The sequence below is a fragment of the Herbaspirillum robiniae genome (genome assembly GCF_002213415.1).
Lineage (GTDB): Bacteria > Pseudomonadota > Gammaproteobacteria > Burkholderiales > Burkholderiaceae_D > Herbaspirillum > Herbaspirillum robiniae.
The window spans coordinates 210354-231653 of record NZ_NJGU01000010.1 but is presented as its reverse complement, the minus strand read 5'-3'; the positions used below and the strand labels follow the sequence as shown (position 1 = coordinate 231653).

Annotated in this window: 18 protein-coding genes and 1 other RNA gene; 5 read left to right on the top strand and 14 right to left on the bottom strand. The window is 66.2% G+C overall.

What is annotated here, in order from left to right; translation table 11 throughout:
* Positions 1-6 precede the first annotated feature (6 nt).
* From CEJ42_RS18980 to ssrA, 3 genes are all read left to right on the top strand, one after another.
* Positions 7-663: an HAD family hydrolase gene (locus CEJ42_RS18980; RefSeq protein WP_088752145.1), complete on the top strand. Its 657-nt coding sequence runs from the start codon at positions 7-9 to the stop codon at positions 661-663.
* A gap of 264 nt (positions 664-927) precedes the next feature.
* The gene (locus tag CEJ42_RS18975) at positions 928-4686 is read left to right on the top strand and encodes a DUF748 domain-containing protein (RefSeq protein WP_088752144.1); all 3759 of its coding nucleotides are present in this window, start codon (positions 928-930) and stop codon (positions 4684-4686) included.
* A gap of 90 nt (positions 4687-4776) precedes the next feature.
* Positions 4777-5137: a transfer-messenger RNA gene (gene ssrA, locus CEJ42_RS18970) on the top strand.
* Positions 5138-5547: 410 nt separating this feature from the next.
* Here the strand turns inward: ssrA and CEJ42_RS18965 are convergent.
* The 4 genes from CEJ42_RS18965 to CEJ42_RS18950 all read right to left on the bottom strand — a co-directional run bounded on the left by CEJ42_RS18965 (position 5548) and on the right by CEJ42_RS18950 (position 8509).
* The gene (locus CEJ42_RS18965; RefSeq protein ID WP_088752143.1) at positions 5548-5757 is read right to left on the bottom strand and encodes a hypothetical protein; all 210 of its coding nucleotides are present in this window, start codon (positions 5755-5757) and stop codon (positions 5548-5550) included.
* Positions 5758-5793: 36 nt separating this feature from the next.
* Positions 5794-6288: a hypothetical protein gene (locus CEJ42_RS18960; RefSeq protein WP_088752142.1), complete on the bottom strand. Its 495-nt coding sequence runs from the start codon at positions 6286-6288 to the stop codon at positions 5794-5796.
* 107 nt (positions 6289-6395) lie between these two features.
* Complete coding sequence (locus CEJ42_RS18955) at positions 6396-6980, bottom strand: TetR/AcrR family transcriptional regulator (protein WP_079218452.1); 585 nt, start codon at positions 6978-6980, stop codon at positions 6396-6398.
* Positions 6981-7054: 74 nt separating this feature from the next.
* Positions 7055-8509, bottom strand: coding sequence for a DHA2 family efflux MFS transporter permease subunit (locus CEJ42_RS18950; RefSeq protein ID WP_088752141.1), 1455 nt, complete (start codon positions 8507-8509; stop codon positions 7055-7057).
* A 131-nt stretch (positions 8510-8640) separates the two neighbouring features.
* On the opposite strand from CEJ42_RS18950, the gene CEJ42_RS18945 reads away from it, so the two are divergent.
* Positions 8641-9576, top strand: a complete 936-nt coding sequence (locus tag CEJ42_RS18945; RefSeq protein WP_088752190.1) for a LysR family transcriptional regulator — start codon at positions 8641-8643, stop codon at positions 9574-9576.
* On the opposite strand, the gene CEJ42_RS18940 is transcribed toward CEJ42_RS18945, so the two are convergent.
* Positions 9563-12154 (bottom strand): EAL domain-containing protein, encoded by a 2592-nt coding sequence (locus CEJ42_RS18940; protein WP_088752140.1) that lies wholly within the window; start codon positions 12152-12154, stop codon positions 9563-9565. The two genes, CEJ42_RS18945 and CEJ42_RS18940, sit on opposite strands and share 14 nt — an antisense overlap.
* 237 nt (positions 12155-12391) lie before the next feature.
* Between CEJ42_RS18940 and chrA the strand changes: the two genes are divergently transcribed.
* Positions 12392-13597 (top strand): chromate efflux transporter, encoded by a 1206-nt coding sequence (gene chrA / locus CEJ42_RS18935; RefSeq protein ID WP_088752139.1) that lies wholly within the window; start codon positions 12392-12394, stop codon positions 13595-13597.
* A gap of 1 nt (position 13598) precedes the next feature.
* Here the strand turns inward: chrA and CEJ42_RS18930 are convergent, their stop codons facing one another.
* From CEJ42_RS18930 to CEJ42_RS18890, 9 genes are all read right to left on the bottom strand, one after another.
* On the bottom strand, positions 13599-14093 hold the full coding sequence (locus tag CEJ42_RS18930; protein WP_088752138.1) for a nuclear transport factor 2 family protein: 495 nt from the start codon (positions 14091-14093) through the stop codon (positions 13599-13601).
* Positions 14094-14237: 144 nt separating this feature from the next.
* The gene (locus CEJ42_RS18925) at positions 14238-14951 is read right to left on the bottom strand and encodes a GGDEF domain-containing protein (protein ID WP_079218449.1); all 714 of its coding nucleotides are present in this window, start codon (positions 14949-14951) and stop codon (positions 14238-14240) included.
* Entirely contained in the window at positions 14951-15340 is a 390-nt protein-coding gene (locus CEJ42_RS18920) for a DUF1987 domain-containing protein (RefSeq protein ID WP_079218448.1), read from the bottom strand. The genes CEJ42_RS18925 and CEJ42_RS18920 overlap by 1 nt, the downstream gene beginning before the upstream one ends.
* Positions 15341-15383: 43 nt before the next feature.
* Complete coding sequence (locus tag CEJ42_RS18915; RefSeq protein ID WP_079218447.1) at positions 15384-15947, bottom strand: SiaB family protein kinase; 564 nt, start codon at positions 15945-15947, stop codon at positions 15384-15386.
* Positions 15944-17206: a SpoIIE family protein phosphatase gene (locus CEJ42_RS18910; RefSeq protein ID WP_088752137.1), complete on the bottom strand. Its 1263-nt coding sequence runs from the start codon at positions 17204-17206 to the stop codon at positions 15944-15946. The genes CEJ42_RS18915 and CEJ42_RS18910 overlap by 4 nt, the downstream gene beginning before the upstream one ends.
* 129 nt (positions 17207-17335) lie before the next feature.
* Positions 17336-18151: an ABC transporter permease gene (locus CEJ42_RS18905; RefSeq protein WP_079218445.1), complete on the bottom strand. Its 816-nt coding sequence runs from the start codon at positions 18149-18151 to the stop codon at positions 17336-17338.
* Entirely contained in the window at positions 18141-19019 is an 879-nt protein-coding gene (locus CEJ42_RS18900; protein ID WP_079218444.1) for an ABC transporter permease, read from the bottom strand. Before CEJ42_RS18900 ends, CEJ42_RS18905 begins: the two co-directional genes overlap by 11 nt.
* Positions 19016-20122: an ABC transporter ATP-binding protein gene (locus CEJ42_RS18895; RefSeq protein WP_088752136.1), complete on the bottom strand. Its 1107-nt coding sequence runs from the start codon at positions 20120-20122 to the stop codon at positions 19016-19018. Before CEJ42_RS18895 ends, CEJ42_RS18900 begins: the two co-directional genes overlap by 4 nt.
* Positions 20123-20129: 7 nt before the next feature.
* A complete protein-coding gene (locus tag CEJ42_RS18890; protein WP_088752189.1) occupies positions 20130-21248 on the bottom strand; it encodes an ABC transporter substrate-binding protein in 1119 nt (372 codons plus the stop codon).
* Positions 21249-21300 lie beyond the last annotated feature (52 nt).

Here is a 21300-nt window from a genome sequence, read left to right as displayed (position 1 = left end):
CCCGCCATGCCATTACGCCCGCCGCGCGCGATCCTGTTCGACCTCGACGGCACGCTTGCCGACACCGCTCCCGACCTGGCCGCCGCCGCCAATTTCCTGCGCCAGGAACACGGCATGGACCCGGCGCCCTACGAGACCTTGCGTCCGGTCGCATCGGCCGGCGCGCGCGGACTGATCGGCGCCGCGCTGGACATCCATCCCGGCGACGAGCGCTACGAAGCACTCAAGGCGCGCTTCCTGGACCGCTACGAAGCCAACATGACCGCGCACAGCAAGCTCTTCGACAGCGTGCCCGAGCTGCTGGCGCAGCTTGAAGCGCGCGGCATCGCCTGGGGCATCGTCACCAACAAGGCCTCGCGCTTCACCGACAAGCTGACGCCGCAGATCGGCCTGGGCCATGCCGGCTGCACCGTCTCCGGCGACACCACCCCGCATCCCAAACCGCATCCGGCCCCGCTGCTGGAAGCCGCCAAACGCCTGCAGCTGGCGCCCGAGGATTGCTGGTATGTCGGCGACGACCTGCGCGACATCCAGGCCGGCCGCGCCGCCGGCATGCCCACGGTGGCCGCCGCCTGGGGCTACTGCGGCCACAGCGCGCCTGCCTCCTGGGAGGCCGATGCCCTGGCCCACGAGCCGCTGCAGCTGCTGCAACTGCTGGCCTGAACGGCCCCGCGGCGCGGCGTGCCGGAGACCGCCGCGGCGCGCTGAAACTTCGCCCTTCCTTTCGCCTCTGAGAACCAGTCCGCGCACACGCGCGGGCCGGGTGCGCCGCAACGCTTACAGTTTTCTCCCGGCGCATTAGAATGACGCTCAGGAGCCCGTGCAATCCGGGGCCTCGGCAACTCGAACAAAATCACAATACGCAATGGCGCCGCCTGTTCTGATTGACGCAGCCGTCCGCCGGAGCATCGACAAGGAACACCGGCCATGGCCAATGCGCGCATTGCGGCAAACTTCAAGAACTGGAATCGTGAGCGCCTGCGCCGCCCGCTCAAGTGGCTGGCCTGGATCGTCGCCGTCCTGCTGGTGCTGGCCGCCGTCGCCTGGCTGGCCCTGCCCTCCTTCGTCAAGAAGACCGCGATCGAGCAGACGCAGCAAAAGATAGGCCGCAAGCTCGACATCGGCGAGGTCGCCTTCAATCCCTTGCGCCTGGCGCTGACGGTCTCCGACGTCACGCTCTATGAGCAGGATGGCAAGACGCCCTTCTTTGCCGCCAAGTCGCTGCTGGTCAACGCCTCTTCCTTCTCGCTGCTGCGCCTGGCGCCGGTGCTCGACGAAATCAAGCTGACCGCGCCCGACGTCCATGTGGTGCGCCTGGATGCCGACGGTATCGGCCACTACAACTTCTCCGACATCCTCGAGCGCATCGACGCGATGCCCAAGAGCGATTCCAAGACGCTGTTCTCGCTGGCCAATGTGCAACTGCAGGACGGCAAGCTGCGCTTCGAAGACAAGGTCAGCGGCAAGAACATCGACATCGCCGCGCTGCAGGTCGGCCTGCCCTTCATCTCCAATCTGCCCGGCAGCATCGACAGCTTCGTGCAGCCGCAGCTCTCGGCCACCGTCAACGGCACGCCCTTCCTGCTCAAGGGCCGCAGCAAACCCTTCTCCGGCACCCAGGAATCGACGTTCGCGATCGACATCGACAAGCTGGACGTGGTCAGCTACCTGCCCTTCGTGCCGGCCCAGCTGCCGGTGATCCTGCAAAGCGCCAAACTGACGACCAAACTGGACCTGGGCTTCGTGCGCACCGACGGCAAACCGAAAGTGGCGCTCTCCGGCGACATCGCGCTTGACGACGTCTCGCTGCAGGACAAGAGCCAGGCCCAGCTGTTCAAGGCCAAACAACTGGCCGCGACCCTGAATCAGTTCGACGTGCTGGCAGCCGCTGGAGACATCCGCCAGGTCACGCTCGATGCGCCCCAGGTCTGGGCCGCCATGAACGCGCGCGGCGAGATCAACTGGGTACGCGCGCTGGCCGGCGGCAAACCGGCCGCCGCAGGCAAGAACAAGCCGGAGAAGAACGCCGCTGCCGCTGCCGCTACGGCGACCGCTCCGGCCCCGGCATCCGCGGAAGAAAAGAAAGCCGCCGCCATCCTGGTGCAGCAACTGAACGTGCGCGACGGCGAGATCAACTGGCGCGACGAGGCTAATGCCTCGCCGGCGCAGGCCATCCAGCTGAGCCAGCTCACCATCGACGCCGCCCAGATCTCCACCGCCGCCGACGCCAAGCCCGCCACGCTGAAAATCTCGGCGGTGGAAAACGGCCACGGCAAGATCGGCTTCGACGGCGACATCGCGCCGCTCAAGGCACAGCTCGGCGGCCGTGCGACGCTGGAAGGCATCGACATCGCCGGCTACCAGAATTACCTGAACCGCTCGCTGGCCGCCAGCGTCTCGGGCAAGCTTTCGGGCGCCGCCACGGTTCGCTTCCAGGACGGCCAGCTGAAGCTGGACGACGCCGGCCTCGAGCTGGCCACGCTCAAGCTCTCGCCCAAGGCCAAGACCGCCAGCGCCATCACCGTGAAATCGATAGCGCTGCAAAAGGCGACGCTGGATCTCGCCGCGCACCAGGCGCAGGCCGACGCCATCCGCATCAGCGGCCTGGTGGGCGACATCCGCCGTGAAAACGACGGCGTCTTCAGCGTGCAGAAACTGCAGGCCGGCACCGCCCAAGGGGCCGACCACCCGCCAGCCGCGCCGGCGCCCGCCGCCGCCAAGCCATCGGGCAAGTCCGCCGCGCAATCGCCGTGGGTGGCGCGCCTGAACACCTTCAGCCTGGCCGACAGCACCATCAACTTCGAGGACGCCGCCACCGCCAAATCCAGGCTGCAGATCAGCGGCATCAACCTGCAGGTGCAAAACCTCTCCAGCAAACTGGACCAGAACACCAAGATCAGCCTGCAGGCGCAATTCGACAAGAGCGGCAAGCTGGACATCAGGGGCCAGGCCGCGCCGCAGTTCAAAAACGTGGAGCTCGAACTCGACGCCCGCTCGCTGCCGGTCGCGCCGTTCCAAGGCTACTTCTCCAATGTGCTCAACGTGACGCTGACCAGCGGCCTGCTGAGCGCCAAGGGCAAGCTGGCGGTGACGCCGCCGCTGGAGCAGCAGAAGTTCGCGCTCAGCTACAACGGCAGCGCCGCGGTCAACAACCTGCGCATGCAGGACAAGGTCACCTCCACCGACTTCCTGCGCTGGCGCTCGCTCGACCTCGCCGGCATCCAGGCCAAACTGGGCGGTCGCCCGCAGGTGTCGCTGGACAAGGTCTCGCTGAACAACTTCTATGCGCGCGCCATCCTGTCCGAACAGGGGCGCCTGAACCTGCGCGACATCGTCGTCTCGGACGCGCAATCGCAGGGCTCGATCACCGACGACAGCAAGAAGAGCGACAAGGATGGCAAGGATGGCAAGGACCAGCCCTCCTCCACCTCGCGCAAGACCACCACCTCGACCGCCCCGGTCACCGCCCCCGCGGCCGACGCCAATGCGCCGGTGATCCGCGTCGGGCAAGTGGTGCTGGCCGCCGGCAACATCAATTACACCGACAACTTCGTCAAGCCGAACTACACCGCCAACATGACCAACCTGGCCGGCACCATCGGCGAAATCTCCTCGGAGAAACCGCAGCCGGCGCCGGTCAACATCAGCGGCAAGATCGACAACGACGCGCCGCTGCAGATCTCGGGCTCGCTCAATCCGTTGTTCAAGCCCATGTTCCTGGACATCAAGGCCAGCGCCAACGGCGTGCAGCTGCCGCGACTGACGCCCTACTCGGCCAAGTACGCCGGCTACCCGATCACCAAGGGCAAGCTGTCGATGGATGTGCAATACAAGATCGAGAACGACAAGCTGGTGGCGCAAAACGATGTGCGCATCGAACAGCTGACCTTCGGCGAGCGCGTCGACAGCCCCGACGCCACCAAGCTGCCCGTGATGCTGGCAGTGTCGCTGCTCAAGGACCGCGACGGCAACATCAACCTCAACCTGCCGATTTCAGGCTCCCTCTCGGACCCGGAATTCTCGGTCGGCGGCATCATCGTGCGCGTGTTCGTGAACCTGATCGTCAAGGCCGTGACCTCGCCGTTCGCGCTGATCGGCTCGATGTTCCACAGCTCCGACAACATCGGCGAACTGCGCTATATCGAGTTCCAGCCGGGCTCCTCGGAGATCACGCCGGAGGTCCGCAAGAAGCTCGATGCGCTGGGCTATGTGCTCAATGAACGTCCCGGCATCAAGCTCGACATCACCGGTCGCGTCGATCCCCAGGTCGACGACGAAGGCCTGCGCCAGGAAGCATTGAACCGCCAGATGCGCGCCCTGAAGCGCCGCGACCTGATCGAAAAGGAAGGCCAGCCCTCCGGCCCGGTCCAGCTGAGCGACGCCGACCGCGCCAAGTACATGGAGCGCGTCTACAAGGATGGCAAGTTCGACAAGCCGCGCAACGTGATCGGCTTCGCCAAGTCGCTGCCGCCGGAGGAGATGCAAAAGCTCATCGTCGGCAACACCAAGGTCACCGAAGACGACCTGCGCAAGCTGGCCCAGGCGCGCGCCGACCAGGTCCGCAACTATCTGCAGGAGCAAAGCGTGATCCCGCCGGAACGCATCTTCCTGATCGCCCCCAAGCTCAACGGCGACGGCATCCCCGAAAAGGAGCCGCGGGCGCGGGTCGACCTGAACATCCAATGACGCCCGGCAACACCGCAATGCACGGAAATGGCGCCCGGCTCTTGATAACGGCGTGGATGCCCATACAGTAGGTTATAATTCCTCTTCTGCGGGGGCGACTTGGTTTCGACGTGGGTTGCAAAGCAGCGCAGGGCATACCGAGGCCTGATTACCTCGTAAATACAGTCAGAACGTAAATAACTGCTAACGATAACTCGTACGCACTGGCCGCTTAATCGCGGTTAGCTCCACACCATCTCGTCTCTGGGGTGGGCTGGCAACAGCAGTGGAGTCATTTACAGAGAATCGCCTCGGAACGGGTCACTTGAACCGGGGTTAAATCTTAGGTGACTAGCCTTTCCGCAGCGTGTGCGTCCGCGGCGGCCGGGTTAAATCAAATGACAGCACTAAGTATGTAGAACTGTCTGTAGAGTGCTTGCGGACGCGGGTTCGATTCCCGCCGCCTCCACCAAACAAAAGGAAATGGCCCCGTTGGGGCCATTTCCTTTTGTTTTTTGACGCCGCAGATCGATCCCGCGTCCGGGACGGACGCGGGGCGAGTCCGGGGTTTCGCGACGCATGCGTCGCGCCGGACGAGCGGATTGCGCTTGCAAGCGCAATCCCGGGAGATTCCCGCCGCATGGCCCCATCGGGGCCATTTCCTTTTGTTTTTTGACGCCGCAGATCGATCCCGCGTCCGGCACGGACGCGGGGCGAGTCCGGGGTTTCGCGACGCATGCGTCGCGCCGGGCGAGCGGATTGCGCTTGCAAGCGCAATCCCGGGAGATTCCCGCCGCATGGCCCCATCGGGCCATTTCCTCCCGCTTTATTACCGCTGCAGATTCAATTGCATCGCTGGTCCAGGCGCGGAACGAACCAGAATCATTCTTTGAAATCTCCACACCAACTCAACACCCACCCCAACCCAGCCTTCAAATCTCGCCTGTCCCTGGCCCGCCGCTCGGCGGCATAGACCTCGGAATAGATCCGCCAGGATTCAAGATGCCGATAATACGTCGAGCCGCTGTCCACACGCCGGACGGCGCCGACGGGGTCCACGGGAATAACGGCAGTCACCGGATTGCGCGCCATACGACCTCCTCCGAGTTGCATTGAACCTCGATTAAATCACTGTGCGGCGATTCCCGCAGGCCGCCCTTTCCTGCGCAGGTAGAGGACCTGCGCGACCAGCCCGACCACCAGCAGCACGAAGAGCGCGCCCTGTGCGCCGAGCAGCAGTGGCGACTTCAGGTCGGTCACGATCGGATGGCCATCCGGCACGCGGCGCAGGGTCTCGCTCACGGTCGGCACCATCAACAGGAAGCTCGTCACCGTCAACAAACCAGTCTCCAGATAAACACCTGCGCGCCCCAGCGGCAGCCAGCCGACGCCATAACCTGCCAGCAGGAACAGCAGGGTCGCCGCCGCGATGCCGTAGCTGATCGACTGGTGCGCCACCAGCAGCACGGTCAACGCACCGATCAGCATGGACACGAAGTAGATCGCACCAGGAATGGAACGCGGCACGATGCGGCCATGGCGGGCGAACATGTAGACGGCGACCGGGATGGCCGGCAGGCTGCCCAGCGTATGCACCCAGCCCAGGGGAGAAATTCCGAACATGAAAGAGTCCTTTGCAGAGAAAGAAGATTTAAATAACTACCTACTAATCGGTAGATAAATTGGATAAAAATGAGAGGCCGTCACTGGCCTCCAGCAAGCCTTGCGGCTCACGCCTTGCGCACCAGTCGTTCCACCACGGGATTGATGATCACGCCGAACATCTTGGGGTCCCCATACGCGCGCGCCGACAACATGGCGCCGTGCACCGCGGCCAGGAACATCTCCGCCTCCACCTTGGGCGGGGCGCTCAATGCGAAACTGCCGAGCTTGGCGCCGCGCTCGAACACCGAGGCCAGCCAGGCCGAGAGCGAACGGAAATGCGCCCGCACCTCCAGCGCGATCTCCTCCGGCAGCAAGGGCATCTCGCTGGCCAGCAGCGCGCAGACGCAAAACGAGGTAGCCGCCTGGTCAATGCATCCTTCCCAGAACCCGGTGTAGGCGCAGAGCTGGCCGAGCGGGTCGGTCACCTGCCGCTCCATCTCGGCGATTCCCGCCTCGACCTCTTGCCGATAGCGCGCCACCAGCGTCTGCACGAGGATGGCCTTGCTCGGGAAGTGATGATGGATGCTGGCATTGCGCACGCCGACCACCTTGGCGATGTCGGCATAGCTGAAGCCGTTGTAGCCGCCGGCCACGATCAGGGTCTGCGCACAGCGCAGGATATTGTCGGAAGTGCCTGAAGAATTCACCATGCACGCAGCCTACCTTTTAGTAGGTAGCATGTCAAGCGCGTGAAAGAATCTGCCCCCACCGTTTCCGTGCGGCATCAGGCGCCGACCACCCTCGCCTTCCTGATGCGGCTGAAGCTGACCAGGCTCGCCAGCGCGGTCGCCCCGACGGCCACCCACAAGGCCAGCCGGATCGCCGCCGCGTCCTCCAGCGCGCTCATGTGCACCTCGCCGTGGGAGAGGGCCGCCGCCGCATAGACCGAGAGGATGATGCCCAGCACCGCCGCCCCCAGGCATTGCCCGAAGGTGCGCATGATCGCCAGCACGCCCGACGCATTGCCGCTGCGCTCGCGCGACACGTTGCCCAGCATCTCGCGGTTGTTCGGGCTCTGGAAGAAGCCGAATCCCATGCCGCAGACCAGCGCGCGCCAACAGATGTCCCAGGCCTGCGCCTGGGCCGGCAGCAGCGCCAGCAAACCCAGCCCGACGGTAAACAGCGCCAGTCCCGCCGTCGACAGCAAGGCCGGCGAATGGCGATCCGCCAGGCGGCCGGCGTGCGGCGCCACCAGCACGATGCCGATCGGCCAGGGCGTAAACAACAGGGCCGACTCGAACGCGGTATAGCCGTAAGCGTTCTGGAACAGGAAGGGCAAGGCCACAAAGGCGATCCCCTGCCCCACGAAGGAAACCAGCGAAGTCAGCGCCGCCAGCGAGAAGCGCGCCGAAGCGAAGATGTCCAGCGGCAGCAGCGGCTCGCGGGCGCGGCGCTGCACCTTCACGAAGCCGATGCCGGCGGCCACGCTGACCAGCGCATAAGCGCCGGCGGTCAGCGCCGCCTCGCCCTCCTGCCCGTGATGCGCCAGCTGCGCACAGGCATCCGCGGCCATGATCATCGCGCCCATGGACACCGCCGACAGCAGCGCGCCGGCTACGTCGAACGGCGCGCGCGTGGCGCTGCGCTTGCCGGGGATGGCGCGCAGCGACAGGTAGATCGCAACCAGTCCCAGCGGTACGTTGATGGCGAACAGCCACTCCCAGCTCAGCGCCGCCAGCAAGGTGCCGCCCAGCGCCGGCCCGACCGCGGTGCTGGTGGCGATCAGCACCGCGTTCATGCCCAGGATGCGCCCGAGCAGGCGGTTGGGGAAGATGGTGCGATGGATGGCCGGCGCAATGCTCAGCATGGCCGCGCCGCCGAAACCCTGCAGCACGCGCATGAAGATCAGCAGGTTCATGGAAGGCGCCAGCGCACAACCGAGCGAGGCCAGCGTGAACACCGCCAGCCCGGCGCTGAAGAGCGTGCGAAAACCGATCCGGCCGGAGAGCGAGGCGAACGTCGCCAGCGTCATGGCGGTAGCCAGCAGGTAGCCGTTGGCCACCCAGATGGCGGTGCCCACCGGCGCGTCCAGCGCGCGCGTGATCTGCGGGAGCGCCACGTTGACGATGGTGCCGTCGAACACCGCCATGGTGGTGGCGGTCATCACGGCGATCATGGCCAGGCGCCGCTCGGCGCCCGGCAAGCCCTCGTCGCCGGGCTGGTCTGAGAACAATTCCATGGCTGTGCTTATCCTGTCGATGTTGATGCTGATATGCACACTATATCGGCCGGCCAGTCATGGCGGAAGGCGCAGCATTTGCAACTAATACCTGCGCCAAACGCCATATCTGGCATGTTAGGATGGCCCGCATGTCCGAACCCGACCTCAACCTGCTGATCGCGCTGGACGCCCTGCTGACCGAAGAAAGCGTGGCGCGGGCGGCGCGCCGGCTGCGCCTGAGCGCCTCGGCCATGAGCCGTACCCTGGCGCGCCTGCGCGAGGAGACCGGCGACCAGCTGCTGGTTCGGGCGGGACGCCGCATGGTGCTCACGCCCTGCGCCGAAGGCCTGCGCGAACGCACGCGCAACGCCGTGCACGAAGCGCGCTCGCTGCTGCGCCCGGCCGCGCCCGAACCCGACCTGTCGACGTTGAACCGTACCTTCACCATCCGCGCCAACGACGGCTTCGTCGAAGCCTTCGGCGCGCGCCTGATCAGCGCGGTGCACGCCGAGGCGCCGCTGCTGCGGCTGTGTTTCGCAACCAAGACCGAGAAGTCCCCGACCTTCCTGCGCGAAGGCACGGCCGACCTCGAGATCGGCGTGGTCGGCGACATGGGGCCGGAGGTGCGCATCCAGGCGCTGTACCGCGACCGCTTCGTCGGCGTGGTGCGCAAGGATCATCCGCTGGCCGCCATGCGCAAGATCACGGTGGAGCGCTATCTGGATTTCGGCCATGTGGTGGTCTCGCGCTACGGCAACAGCCATGGCCCGGTAGACCAGGCGCTGGCCGCCGCGGGACTGGAGCGCAAGGTGGCGGCGATGGTGCCCAGCTTTCCGACCGCGCTGGCGGTGGCGCGCGCATCCGACCTGGTGGCGCTGGTGCCGGCGTCCTTCCTGGAGGTGCCGCCCGAGCGCCAGAAGAACGCGCGCTCGGCCGCCACCTTCGCCTTCGACCTGCCGGTGACGACCGAGAAGATCACCATCTCCCTGATGTGGCATCCGCGGCTGGAACAGGATCCCGTCCACCGCTGGCTGCGCGAGCTGATCCGCCGCGTATGCGGCGCGCCGGCGCTCAGCCGCCGCTGATGTCGGCGCGGGCGTTGTCGGCCATCCAGGCCTGCAGCGGCGCCAGGCCCATCGGGCGCGCAAACAGGTAGCCCTGCACGTATTCGCATCCCATCGCGCGCAGCACGGCGGCCTGCTCCGGCGTTTCCACCCCTTCGGCCACGCAGCTCATCTTCAGCGACCTGGCGATGCCGACGATGGCCGGCAGCACCGCCGAGGCCCGCCCCTCTTCGGTGGAACGGACGATGAACGACCGATCCAGCTTGACGCAATCGAAGTTGAAATTGTGCAGCGTCGATAGCGACGAATAGCCGGTGCCGAAGTCGTCCAGGCACAGCCCGAACCCGAAATCGGCCAGCCGGCGGAACTGCGCGCGCAAATGATGGGCGTCGTCCACAAGCAGGCTCTCGGTCAGCTCCAGCGTCAGCAGTCCGGGCGGCAATCCGGCCGCCAGCGCGATATCGCGCACCTGTTCGAAGAAGTGCACGTTCATCGCCTGCCGCGCCGATACGTTGATATGGGCGGTAAAGCCCGGCGGCAGCAAGCCCGCCGCCTGCATCGCGGCGACGTCGCGCGCCACCTTGCGCAGGGCCAGCGCGCCCAGCTGCGTGATCCGCTCGCTGCGTTCGGCCAGCGGAATGAATTCGGCCGGCGAGACCGCGCCGAACAACGGCGACTGCCACCGCATCAGCGCCTCGACGCCGTGCATGCGCCCGCTCCTGAGGTCGCAGATCGGCTGGTACACCATCGTGAACTCGTCCTCGATGCTGGCCGAATCCATCGCGCCCAGCAGCGCCTGCACCCGCTCCTCCTTCTCCAGCATGGACTGCTGGAAGACGCTGAAGCCGCCGCCTCCCGCCAGTTGCGCCTGGCGCAGCGCGAGGACGGCATTGGCAAAACTCTTCTCCATGGCCGGTCGGCTGCGCTCGCGGCAATGGCTCACGCCCAGGCACAGGAACACCCGCACCTCTTCCTGCGCGCCGGTGCCCAGCACCAGGTCCGATTTCTGCCGCAGCCGCTCCAGCATCGGCTCGTGCTCATGCGGCGCGCCCAGCATCACGATGGCGATGCGGCTCTCGCTGTAACGGCAGCGGAACAGCCGGTTCGGCGGAAAATCCGCCCACACCGGCGAGACCTGCGTGCACAGGCTGTGCCACAGATGCCTGAGCGCGACCTTGTTGAGCGTGTCGGAGAGCTGCACGTAGTTGCTGATCTCGACCACGCAGACGGTGGCCTCCTCCCACTTCGCCCCCTCCAGCCGGTCGGCCGCGCCGATCAGGCTGAGCAGGCCGCTCTCCTCGTCGCGGTCGACCTTATCGCGCAATTCCTGATAGAGCGAATAGAGGCTGTTGGCCATCTTCTCGACCGCGTCCTGCACCGATACGATCTCCTCGATCGCGCGCCCCTTCGGGTACAGCAGCTCGAACTCGTGCGAGCTCACCACCTCCCTGAACGCCACGTTCTCGGCCTGCTCGCGCAGGCGGATCAGCGGGAAGGTGATGCTGCCGCGATAGACGCGGATCAGGATATAGGCGCCGAAGACGATCAACGCCAGCGCGATCCAGCTCATCCAGAAGAAACTGTTGAACACCGACAGCAGCTCGTCGCGCGAGGAGATGACCAGCACCCGGAAATGCGCCATGTCGCCCGCCACGCTGCCCATCTCGGTCAAGGGTTGTTGGTAGATCAGGAACTTGCCGTGCGAGTCGGTGTGCAGGTTGATCATGCGCGAGTGGTCGGCGTTCAGGCGCGACACCACCAGCTCGCTGAAGCGCGGCTTCTCGCTGTCGCCTTCCAGCAGGAAGGCCTTGTCGCTGCTGCTCAGGCGCTCCGACTTGAGCAGCACGCGGTCGTTGTCGTCGACGATGAACACGCCCGACACCAGCGACTGCCGCACCGCCGCGTCGAGCAGCTTCTGCAGCCGCCCCGACGACAGGTCGACGGCGATCACGCCCTGGTCCTCCGGCGAGCGGTTGACCGGGCAGGTGATCGAGGCGTTCCACTGCGCGTCCGCGCCCATGCTGAAATAGATGGAAGACACCTGCGGGCATTCCGCGGTGGCGTTGGCGTACCAGGGGCGCTTGCGCGGATCGTAGTCCCTGGTCATGCCTTGCGGCGCGGCGCCTTCGGCATCGGGACGCATGTCGAACTGCTGCAGGCCGCCGCGATGCTGCTCGTCCTTGATGTAGAACGCCAGGTTGCCGTCGCCCTTGAGGTTGACGGCGATCATCTCGCCCCGGTTGTTGCCGAACTGGATGTAAGAGAAGCGCGGATCCTCGGTATTCTCCCTGCGCGCCAGCGCCTCGATGAAGCGGGCCACGCCCAGCAGGTCGCCGTGCAGCGTGACCTGGGACTCCAGCAGCAGGCCCTGCATCTGCTTGATGAAGATGCCGCCGGCCAGGTATTCGGACTTGAACCCTTCCAGCACGCGATTGACCTCGCGCTCCAGCAACGGCTGGACGATCTTCTCCTCCAAGTCGTGCTGCAGCCAGAAGAACCCGGCCGCCCCGAAGAACGTGAGGATGCCGATGAAGGAAATCAGCGCGCCGAACACCAGGTGCCCGATCTTCCACTGATGGTCTTTTCTGAGGAATTTCATCCCTTCCCGTCCCTGCTTCTTATGCGGCTCCCCACGGGCCGTTCTTGTCGTAACGCAACGTCCTGCGCGCAGGTGTTGCTTGTGGATAAATCATAGCCAAGAGTCGGCGGCCGGTACAGCGCTTTGCCGTTCCGCATGCGCAACGTCCCAATCCGGCAACGGCGACCCGCGACACGCCTCGTGGCCTCGGTGATCCGACGCATAATGGCGCTGACCAGATCAAGGGAAGACGCATCGATGCTCCAGACACAGACTCATACGACAAACGAAAAAGAAAGCACTTGGGGCCTGTTTCTGATCTTCCTGCGTCTCGGCCTGACCTCCTTCGGCGGCCCGATCGCCCATCTCGGCTACTTCCGCGACGAATTCGTCGCCCGCCGGCACTGGCTGTCCGAACAAGGCTACGCCGACCTGGTCGCGCTCTGCCAGTTTTTGCCGGGACCTGCCAGCAGCCAGGTCGGCATGGCGGTGGGGATCCTGCGGCATGGCTATCCGGGCGCGTTTGTCGCCTGGGCCGGTTTTACCTTGCCGTCGGCGGTCGCCCTGATCCTGTTCGCGCTGGGAATTTCGCATGGAAGCCATCTGCCGCCAGATATGCTGCACGGCCTGAAACTGGCGGCCGTTGCCGTGGTGGCGCAGGCCGTCTTGGGCATGGCGCGCAAGCTGTGCACCGATGCACCGCGCATCGCCATCGCGGCCTTGGCCGCCGGCGCTACGCTGCTGCTCCCGGGCGCCGCCGGACAATTGGCGATCATCGTCGTCGCAGGCGTGGGCGGCGTGCTGATACTGCAGGCGCCGCACGAAACCGGAAATGAACCGATGCCGGTCACCATCGCAAAGCGCGCCGGCATCGCGTGGCTGGCGTTGTTCTGCGCCCTGCTGGCCTTGCTCCCGTTGCTGGCTTCCACACTGCCGTGGCAAGCACTGGCCGATGTCTCCGCCTTCTTCCGCACCGGCGCCTTGGTATTCGGCGGCGGCCACGTTGTACTGCCGCTGCTGCAGGCGGAAGTGGTTCCGGGCGGGCTGGTCAGCAACGACGTCTTCCTGGCCGGCTACGGCGCCGCGCAGGCGGTACCCGGCCCGCTGTTCACCTTCGCCGCGTTCCTCGGCGCATCAATGCAGGTTGCGCCCTCCGGCTGGTCGGGAGGCATGATCTGCCTGCTCGCCATCTTCGCTCCGTCCTTCCTGCTGGTGGCGGGCACCATGCCGTTCTGGGCCGACCTGCGCCGCAGCAGCCGCATGCGTTCGGCGCTGGGTGGAGTCAATGCCGCCGTGGTCGGACTGCTGGCGGCGGCCCTGTATTACCCCGTCGGCACATCGGCCTTATTTGCGCCAAAGGATTTCATCATCGCCCTTGCGGCCCTGGCGGCGCTCCAGTCCGGCAGATGTCCCCCCTGGCTGGCCGTGTTGTGCTGCGCAGCCGCCGGCGCACTCCTGGGCTGATTCAGTCGAACATGCCGTTGCCGCTGGCCGTGGACTCCGGCACCGGCTGCATCACATCCCAGTGCTCGACGATCTTGCCGTCGCCGTCGAAGCGGAAGATGTCGACGATGGCCATGCCGCGGTCATCCGGCCCGGTCACCGTATGCACGTGCAGCGCCACCAGGTCGCCGTCGGCGATGGCCTTGTGGACCGTGCTGCGGCGTTGGGGATAGCGCGCGAAAATCTGCGTGAAGGCATTGACGAAGGCGTCGCGGCCGCTGGCCACGCGGGGGTTGTGCTGGATATAGCCCGGCGCGACGTAGCGCTGCGCGGCCGTCAGGTCGTGCCGGTTGAAGAAGGCGTCATAGAACGCCAGCGCGTTGCGCTTGTTGGCTTCGGCGCGCGTGGAGCTGCTCGCGCCGACGCCGCCCTGAGGCGATACGGGCGCCTGCGTGCAGGCGGAAAGAAGGCCTGCCAACGGCAGGATGGAGACGGCGATCAGGCGGCGAATGGACATGGAAGACCCTGCGAGGTGGACAAGTGCCCGGCGGAACCCGACACGGCGCCCGCCTGCGGCTCACCGATGGTAGCGCAAAGGCCGGCGCGGGGTTGGCCCCACGCCGTCGGGGCGCTGAAGAAGAAAGCGTGGCAGCGGCGGCGATCAGGCCGCCTCGCGCTCCACGCGATTGCGTCCGCCGCGCTTGGCCTGGTAGAGCGCCTCGTCGGCGCGCGCATAGGCGTCTTCGAAGTCGCCGCCGGCGACGCTCCACGATACGCCGAAACTGGAGGTCACCGGACGCGACGGCAGGCAGGGGAAGAGTTCGCCGGAGATCGCCTGGCGGATGTGTTCGGCCAGCACCACGGCCTCGTCCAGCGCCATGCCGGCCAGCAGGATCGAGAACTCCTCGCCGCCGACGCGGCCGATCAGGCCCACATCGCCCAGCGCCACGCGCAGACGATTGACCAGCTCGCGGATCACGGCATCGCCGGTCGGATGGCCGAACTCGTCGTTGATGCGCTTGAAGAAATCGATGTCCAGCACGATCACCGACATCGCCGATTTTTCCAGGATGCGATGCGCGCTCTCGAACACCGCGCCGCGGTTGAGCGCGCCGGTCAGGTTGTCGTGGCGCGCCTTGTATTCGAGTTCGTCGCTCAGCTGCTTCAGGCGCGAATTGAGCTGGTTCAGCTCGCGCTCGGTGCGGTCGCTGCGCGAGATCAGCCGGCGGCTCTGGCGCATCAGCTGGCCGTAGTTCTGCACCAGCTCCTCCAGCGCCGCGCGGTAGCGCGTGAGCTCCTGCGTGCCGCTGGCCAGGACCGTGTTGGCGCGCTCCAGGGCCTCGGCTTCAGCCTCGAAAAGGTCGACGTCGGTCATCAGCTCTGTACCGCGTGGTCATTGAAGACGAGCGCCGAGAAATCCTCCTGCAGCTCCTGGCCGAACTCGAAGATGGTGTCGTCATCCTCGTCGTGGTACCAGTTCAGCACCACTTCGGTGCCCTCTTCGGCCTTCTCGTTCAAGGCATCGAACAGCGAGAACAGCATCTTGGTGCTGGAGCTGTTGAAGTAGGACAGCGCCACGTTCACGGTGATGGCCGCGCCGCCTTCGTCGTCGGCCAGGAAACGGCGCAGCGTGGCGATGATCTCGCCCCAGAACTGCGCCGCGTTCTCCGGATAGGATTCGCCTTTCAATGCCAGCGTGCGTTCATCGAAGCGAAAATCGACTTCGGGGGAACTGGCGCTGGCGGCGATGAATAAGTTGTCCATGAATACTTTTCCTGAATGCAAAATGGCCCGATGCCGGGCGACGTCAGATGGTGGCCCTCAGATAGAAGGTCAAGGCGCCGTCTTCCGCCGGCGGGGAGAATTCGAAATCCAGCGGCGCGCTGGCGTCGCGCGCCACGGTCAGGAAGCCCAGTCCGGCGCCCTTGCTGTCGGGCGGCGTTTCCGAGCGCAGCATTTCCTTGTACTCGGCCTTGATCTCGTCGATGGTCATGGTGCGCAGGTGTTCGAGCTTGGCGCGCAGCTTTTCGGCCATTTCGGCGTCGACGGGATTGGCGCAATGCAGGTAATAGATGCCGTCGGTCAGGGTGATGAACACCGCGCCGTGGCGCATTGACGGCTCGGTCGCGCGGCCTTCCTTCTCGTGCAGGTCGGACGAGTAGTGGACGATGTTCTGCGCCATCTCGATGAAGGAGGAGAACAGCTTGCGGCGCGTCTGGCCGACCGCGCCGGTGTGCTCGGCGCGCAGCTTCACCGCATCGGCCATGGCCGCGATGATGGTCTGCGAAAAATATCCGACGTAATAGAAGATCACGTCGCGACGCTCTACGTAGCTCTGGAACTCCGCCCATTCCTGCTGGATACCGCTCATGCCTGTTGTCCGTGTTGAAGGTTGGCGGCGCCGCCCAGGCGGGCGCCGAAGAAGGTGACGTCATCGCGGCGGCGCTGGCCGCCCTGGTAGCTGCGGTGCCCCGCCATGACCTGGCGGCCGAGCTCGGCCATCGGCAGGTGGCGATGCTCCAGCATGCTCTTGCGCAGGCGCTGCTTGCCGAAGGCGATGTTCTTGGCGCCGCCGATCTGGTCGATGATGCCGTCGGTGGAGACGAACACGATGGCGCCCGGCGCGACCTGCACGCTGCGGTTGTCCCATTGCATGTCGTCGGGGGTGTCGACGTAGCCCAGTCCGGTGCGCTTGCCGTCGATGGTCTGCACCTCGTCGCCCTCGCCCGAGAGCACGAACAGCGACATCTTGGCGTTGGCGCAGGTCAGCTCGCGCGTGCCGGCGTCGAACCAGAAGAAGCAGGCGTCCATGCCGTCGTCGGATTCGGACTGCAGATCCGACTGCGCGCCGGCCTCCTTGCCCGATCCGCCCTGCTGGCCCAGCACGCGCTTCATGCTGCGGTTGACCTCGTTCATCACCAGCGCCGGATTGCGCGGCCCGTGCAGCTCCAGCGCCTGTTTCAGCGACGACGATGCGATCAGGGTCAGGAAGGCCCCCGGCACGCCGTGCCCGGTGCAGTCGGCCACGGCGGCGAACCAGCCGTCGGGATGATGTTCGAAATGGTAGAAGTCGCCGCCGACCACGTCGCGCGGCTCCCAGACCAGGCAGGCGTCGTCCAGCGCCTGCGACATGGCCGAGCGCGAGGCGCTGAGCATGGCGCGCTGGATCACGCTGGCGTAGTCGATGCTCTGCATGACCTGGCGGTTCTTCTCGACCTGCAGGGCCACCAGCTCGCGCATGAGCTCAAGGCCGGAGCCGAGCCCGCGCAACCGCTCGCCCTCGACGATCAGGAAACCGTCGGCCAGCGTCTTGTCGCCGGAGGCGACCGCCATCGCGCCCAGGGTTTCGATGGGCGTGCCGGTGTCGACGATCAGCGGGTCCTTGTCCATGAACGCGATGCAGCTCTTGCGCTCATACAGCTCGCGGTGATACGGCTTGGACATCTGCGACATGAAGATATGCCGGCTGATCAGGCCGATCGGCCGGTCCCCCTCGACCACCGGCAGGCTCACCAGCTCCTTGTGCTGGCCGAAGATCTCCAGCACCCTGGCATTGTTCTCATCGAACGAGACCACCGGTACATTCACCGCCAGCGCCCCCGCCGTCGGTTGAAACAACTTGTTCCCCATCGCCGGGGAAAGGCTGAAATGGCTGTCCACCGTGCTTGCCCGCGAATGAAATTTTGATCAATCAGCGATCATATTTAACTCGTGTGACAACATTGTGACCATACGGCGCGTATCGCCGGGTGGGAATGCTCACATGGCCTTGGTCAGGCCGATGGTGCGCTCGATCAGCACCAGCGCCGCTACCGCCAGCACGATGAACACCGCCGACACGGCATTGACCACCGGGTCGAAAGTCTGGTCGATGTAGGTGAAGATGCGCACCGGCATGCTCACCGTGCCCGGCGCGGTCAGGAACAGGCTTACCGAGACCTCGCCGAACGAGGTCACCGCGGCGAACACGGCGCCGGCCACGATGCCCGGCCGGATCAGCGGCAGCGTCACATGACGGAAGGTATAGGCCGGCGTGGCGCCGAGGTTCATCGACGCCGCCTCCAGCCGGCGGTCCATGCTGGCCAGGCTGACCGAGACGGTGCGCACCGCATAGGGCAGCGCCACCAGCGTGTGGCCGATCGCCAGGCCCGCCATCGAGCCGGCCAGGCCGGCCGCGGTCAGCACATACAACAGCGCGATGCCCAGCACCACCTGCGGAATGATCAGCGGCGACAGCACGAAGGCCTGCAGCAGCTCGCGCCCGCGAAAATCCAGCCGCGCCAGCGCATAGGCGGCGGTGGTGCCGAGGATGGTGGTCAGCGGCGTCACCACCAGCAGCAGCCACGCGCTCACCTGCAGCGCGCGCAGCCACGCGCCGTTATCGACAAAAGCCTGGAACCAGCGCAGCGAGAACGACTTGGGCGGAAACTGCGGATAAGCCTCCGGGCTGAACGCCGAGAGGAAGATCACCAGCACCGGCAGCAGCAGGAACAGGTAGACCAGCGCGCCGGCGCCCATCCCGGCCCAGCGCCAGGGTCCGCCGGAGGTGCGCAGGGTGTCGTTGTCAGTGGCCATAGACGCGGCGCTCCCATTGTTTCTGCAGGCGGCTCATGACGGCGGCGATGATCGCCGTCACCGCCAGCAGCGTCAGCGACAGCGCGGCCGCCAGCGGCAGGTTGGCGATCTGCAGCGCCTGTTGATAGATATTGATCGGCAGCAGCGGCTGCAGGCGCCCGCCGATCAGCAGCGGCGTGACGTAGCTGCCCGCGGCCAGCGCGAAGACGATGATGGCGCCGCTCATCATGCCCGGGATGGTCAGCGGCAGCAGCACGTTGAAGAAGGTATGACGCGCGCCGGCGCCCAGCGACTGCGAGGCGCGCGGCAGCGCCGGCGGGATCTCGCCCAGCGAGGTCGCCAGCGGCAACACCGCGAACGGCAGCATCACCTGCACGTAGGCCACGATCACCGCCTTCATGTTCCACAGCAGCGCCAGCGGCGCGTCGATCACGCCCAGCTTGCGCAGCACGTCGTTGATCAGGCCGTTCTGCGCCAGCAGCACGATCCAGGCGAAGGTGCGGATCACCACGCTGGTCAGCAGCGGCGAGATCAGGATCACGTACAGCACCGTGCGCCAGGCGCGGCTGCGGGTGTTGACCAGCAGCCAGGCCGCAGGCCATGCCAGCAGCACGCACAGCACGGCGGTCAGCGCGGCCACCCACAGCGTGGTGCCCAGCGCGTCGAGATAGCCGGCGCTGGTGAAGACCTTGATGTACTGCGAGAAGCCGTAGGTCGGCAGCACCATCAGCATGCCGTCGACGTCGCGCAGCGACAGCGCGGCCAGCAGCAGGCCGGGCGCGACCAGGAAGGCGATCAGGAACAGCATGCCCGGCGTGAGCAGCAGCCAGGGGAAGAGCGAACCGCCGACGATGCGCCCGCGGCTCATGCGGCGCTTCCCTGCGCCGCCGCATTGTCGTCCGGCAGCGGCACCAGGTCATGCGCCTCCCACGACAGGCGCACGCCCACGCCGGCCTGCGGCACCTGGCCGAACAGCGACTCCGGGGCCGCCACATGCAGCACGCCCGCGCCCGGCAGCGTCACCGTCAGGTGCAGTTCGGCGCCGGCGTAGCTGGCCTCGCGCACCTGGCCCTCCACCACGTTGGGTCCGGCCGGCGCGCCGTCGGGTTCGGCCAGGCGGATGCGTTCCGGTCGCAGCAGGAACAGCGTCTGCCCGGCCTGCCCTTCGCCTGCGAACAGGCGCAGCGGCACGCCTTCGGCGGCCTCGTGCGACAGCGCCTTGAAATAGCCGCCGCCCTCGGGCTGCGCGGCAATCAGGTTGGCCTGGCCGACGAACTCGCCGACGAAGCGGTTGGCCGGCTGGCGGTACAGCTCCAGCGGCGTGCCCACCTGCTGCAGGCGGCCGCCGCCCAGGATGCCGATGCGGTCTGACAGGCCCAGCGCTTCCTCCTGGTCGTGCGTCACCATCACGGTGGTGATGCCGACGTCGCGCTGCAGGCGACGCAGTTCGGCCTGCATCTCCTTGCGCAGCTTGGCGTCGAGGTTGGACAGGGGCTCGTCCAGCAGCAGCACCTGCGGCCTGATGGCCAGCGCGCGGGCGATCGCCACACGCTGCTGCTGGCCGCCCGAGAGCTGGTGCGGCATGCGCTGCGCCAGCTCAGACAGGCGCACCAGCGCCAGCATGCTCGCCACCCGTTCGCGGATCGCCTCGCCTTTCTGCCGGCGCACGCGCAGGCCGTAGGCGACGTTGTCGAACACGTTCAGGTGCGGGAACAGCGCATAGTTCTGGAACACCATGCCGATGTCGCGCTCATGCGGCGCCAGCCGGGTGATGTCGCGCCCGCCCAGCGCGACGCTGCCGGCGCTGGGTTCGAGAAAGCCGGCAATGATGTTGAGCAGCGTGGTCTTGCCGCAGCCGCTGGGGCCCAGCAGCGAAAAGAACTCGCCCTGCGCGATCTGCAGGTCCACGCCGTCCAGCGCCTGCAGCGCGCCGAAACGGCGCGCCACGCCACGGATGTCGATAGCGCTCATGCGCGCCTTACTTTCCGTTGCCCAGGGCCTGCGCCCAGCGCGTGCTCCAGTCGGCGACCTTGGGCGTGGCGGTTTCATAGTCGATCCAGATCAGCTTCTTGTACGCTTCTTCGCCGACCTGCACCTTGCCCTTCAGTTCTTCGTTGTACTGCACGTCCTGGTTGGTCATGCCGTACAGCGAACCGTCCGAGAAGGACTTCTGCACCTTGTCGCTGGAGAGGAAGTCGACCAGCTTGTAGGCGTTGGCCAGGTTGGGCGCGCCCTTGGCGATCACCCAGTTGGCCGCGCCCACCACCGGGCCGTCGCTGGGATAGGTGAAGCCGACCTTCAGGCCCGATTTCTGCAGCGCGAACACGCGGCCGTCCCAGTACGGCACCACCCATGCATCGCCGCGCTCCAGCAGCGTCTGGATCGCGCCCGGGCTGTCCGGGAAGGCGACCGCGCTGCCCTTGAGTTCGGCCAGCTTGGCGAAGGTCTTGTCGACGTCGGCGTCATTCTTCAGCTCGCCGCCCAGCGCATGGGTCAGGCCGGCAAAGAACTGCAGGCCGGCCGCATAGGTCGGCGAAGAGATCGCCACGTGTCCCTTGTATTCGGGATTCCACAGGTCCAGCCAGCTCTTGGGCGGGGTCTTCACCAGGTCGGTGCGATAGGCCAGGCCCAGCTGACCGAGGCTGAAGGCGGCGGCGTAGGTCTTGCCGTCCTTGGTGAACTTCTCCTGCACCGAGGGATAAAGTTTGGCCAGGTTGGGGATGTTGGCGGCTTCCAGCGGCTGCAGCAGGCCAGCCGCGGCGGCGCGCTGCACCGAGTCGGGCTGGAACACCACGATGTCGTATTGCGGGTTGTTGCCGTTGGAGGCGCGCAGCTTGGCCAGCCATTCGGCGTCCGCGCCGGACACGATCTCGACGTTGATCTTGTTGTCCTTGGCGTATTGCTCGAGGCCGGCGGCGCGGATGTTCTTCTCCCAGTCGCCGCCATAGACGCCGATCACCACCTTGTCGGTGGCGGCCGGCGCGGGCGCGGCAGCGCCGGCCTGCGGCGCCTCGGGTTTCTTGTCGCCGCAGGCGGCGAGGATGGCGGCGGCAATCAGGGTGACAGCCAGGGTGGGAATCAGGCGGATCGATTTCACGGTGTTCTCCATGTTGTTTGATCGGATTTCGGTCGGATGGATCGAATGCGTA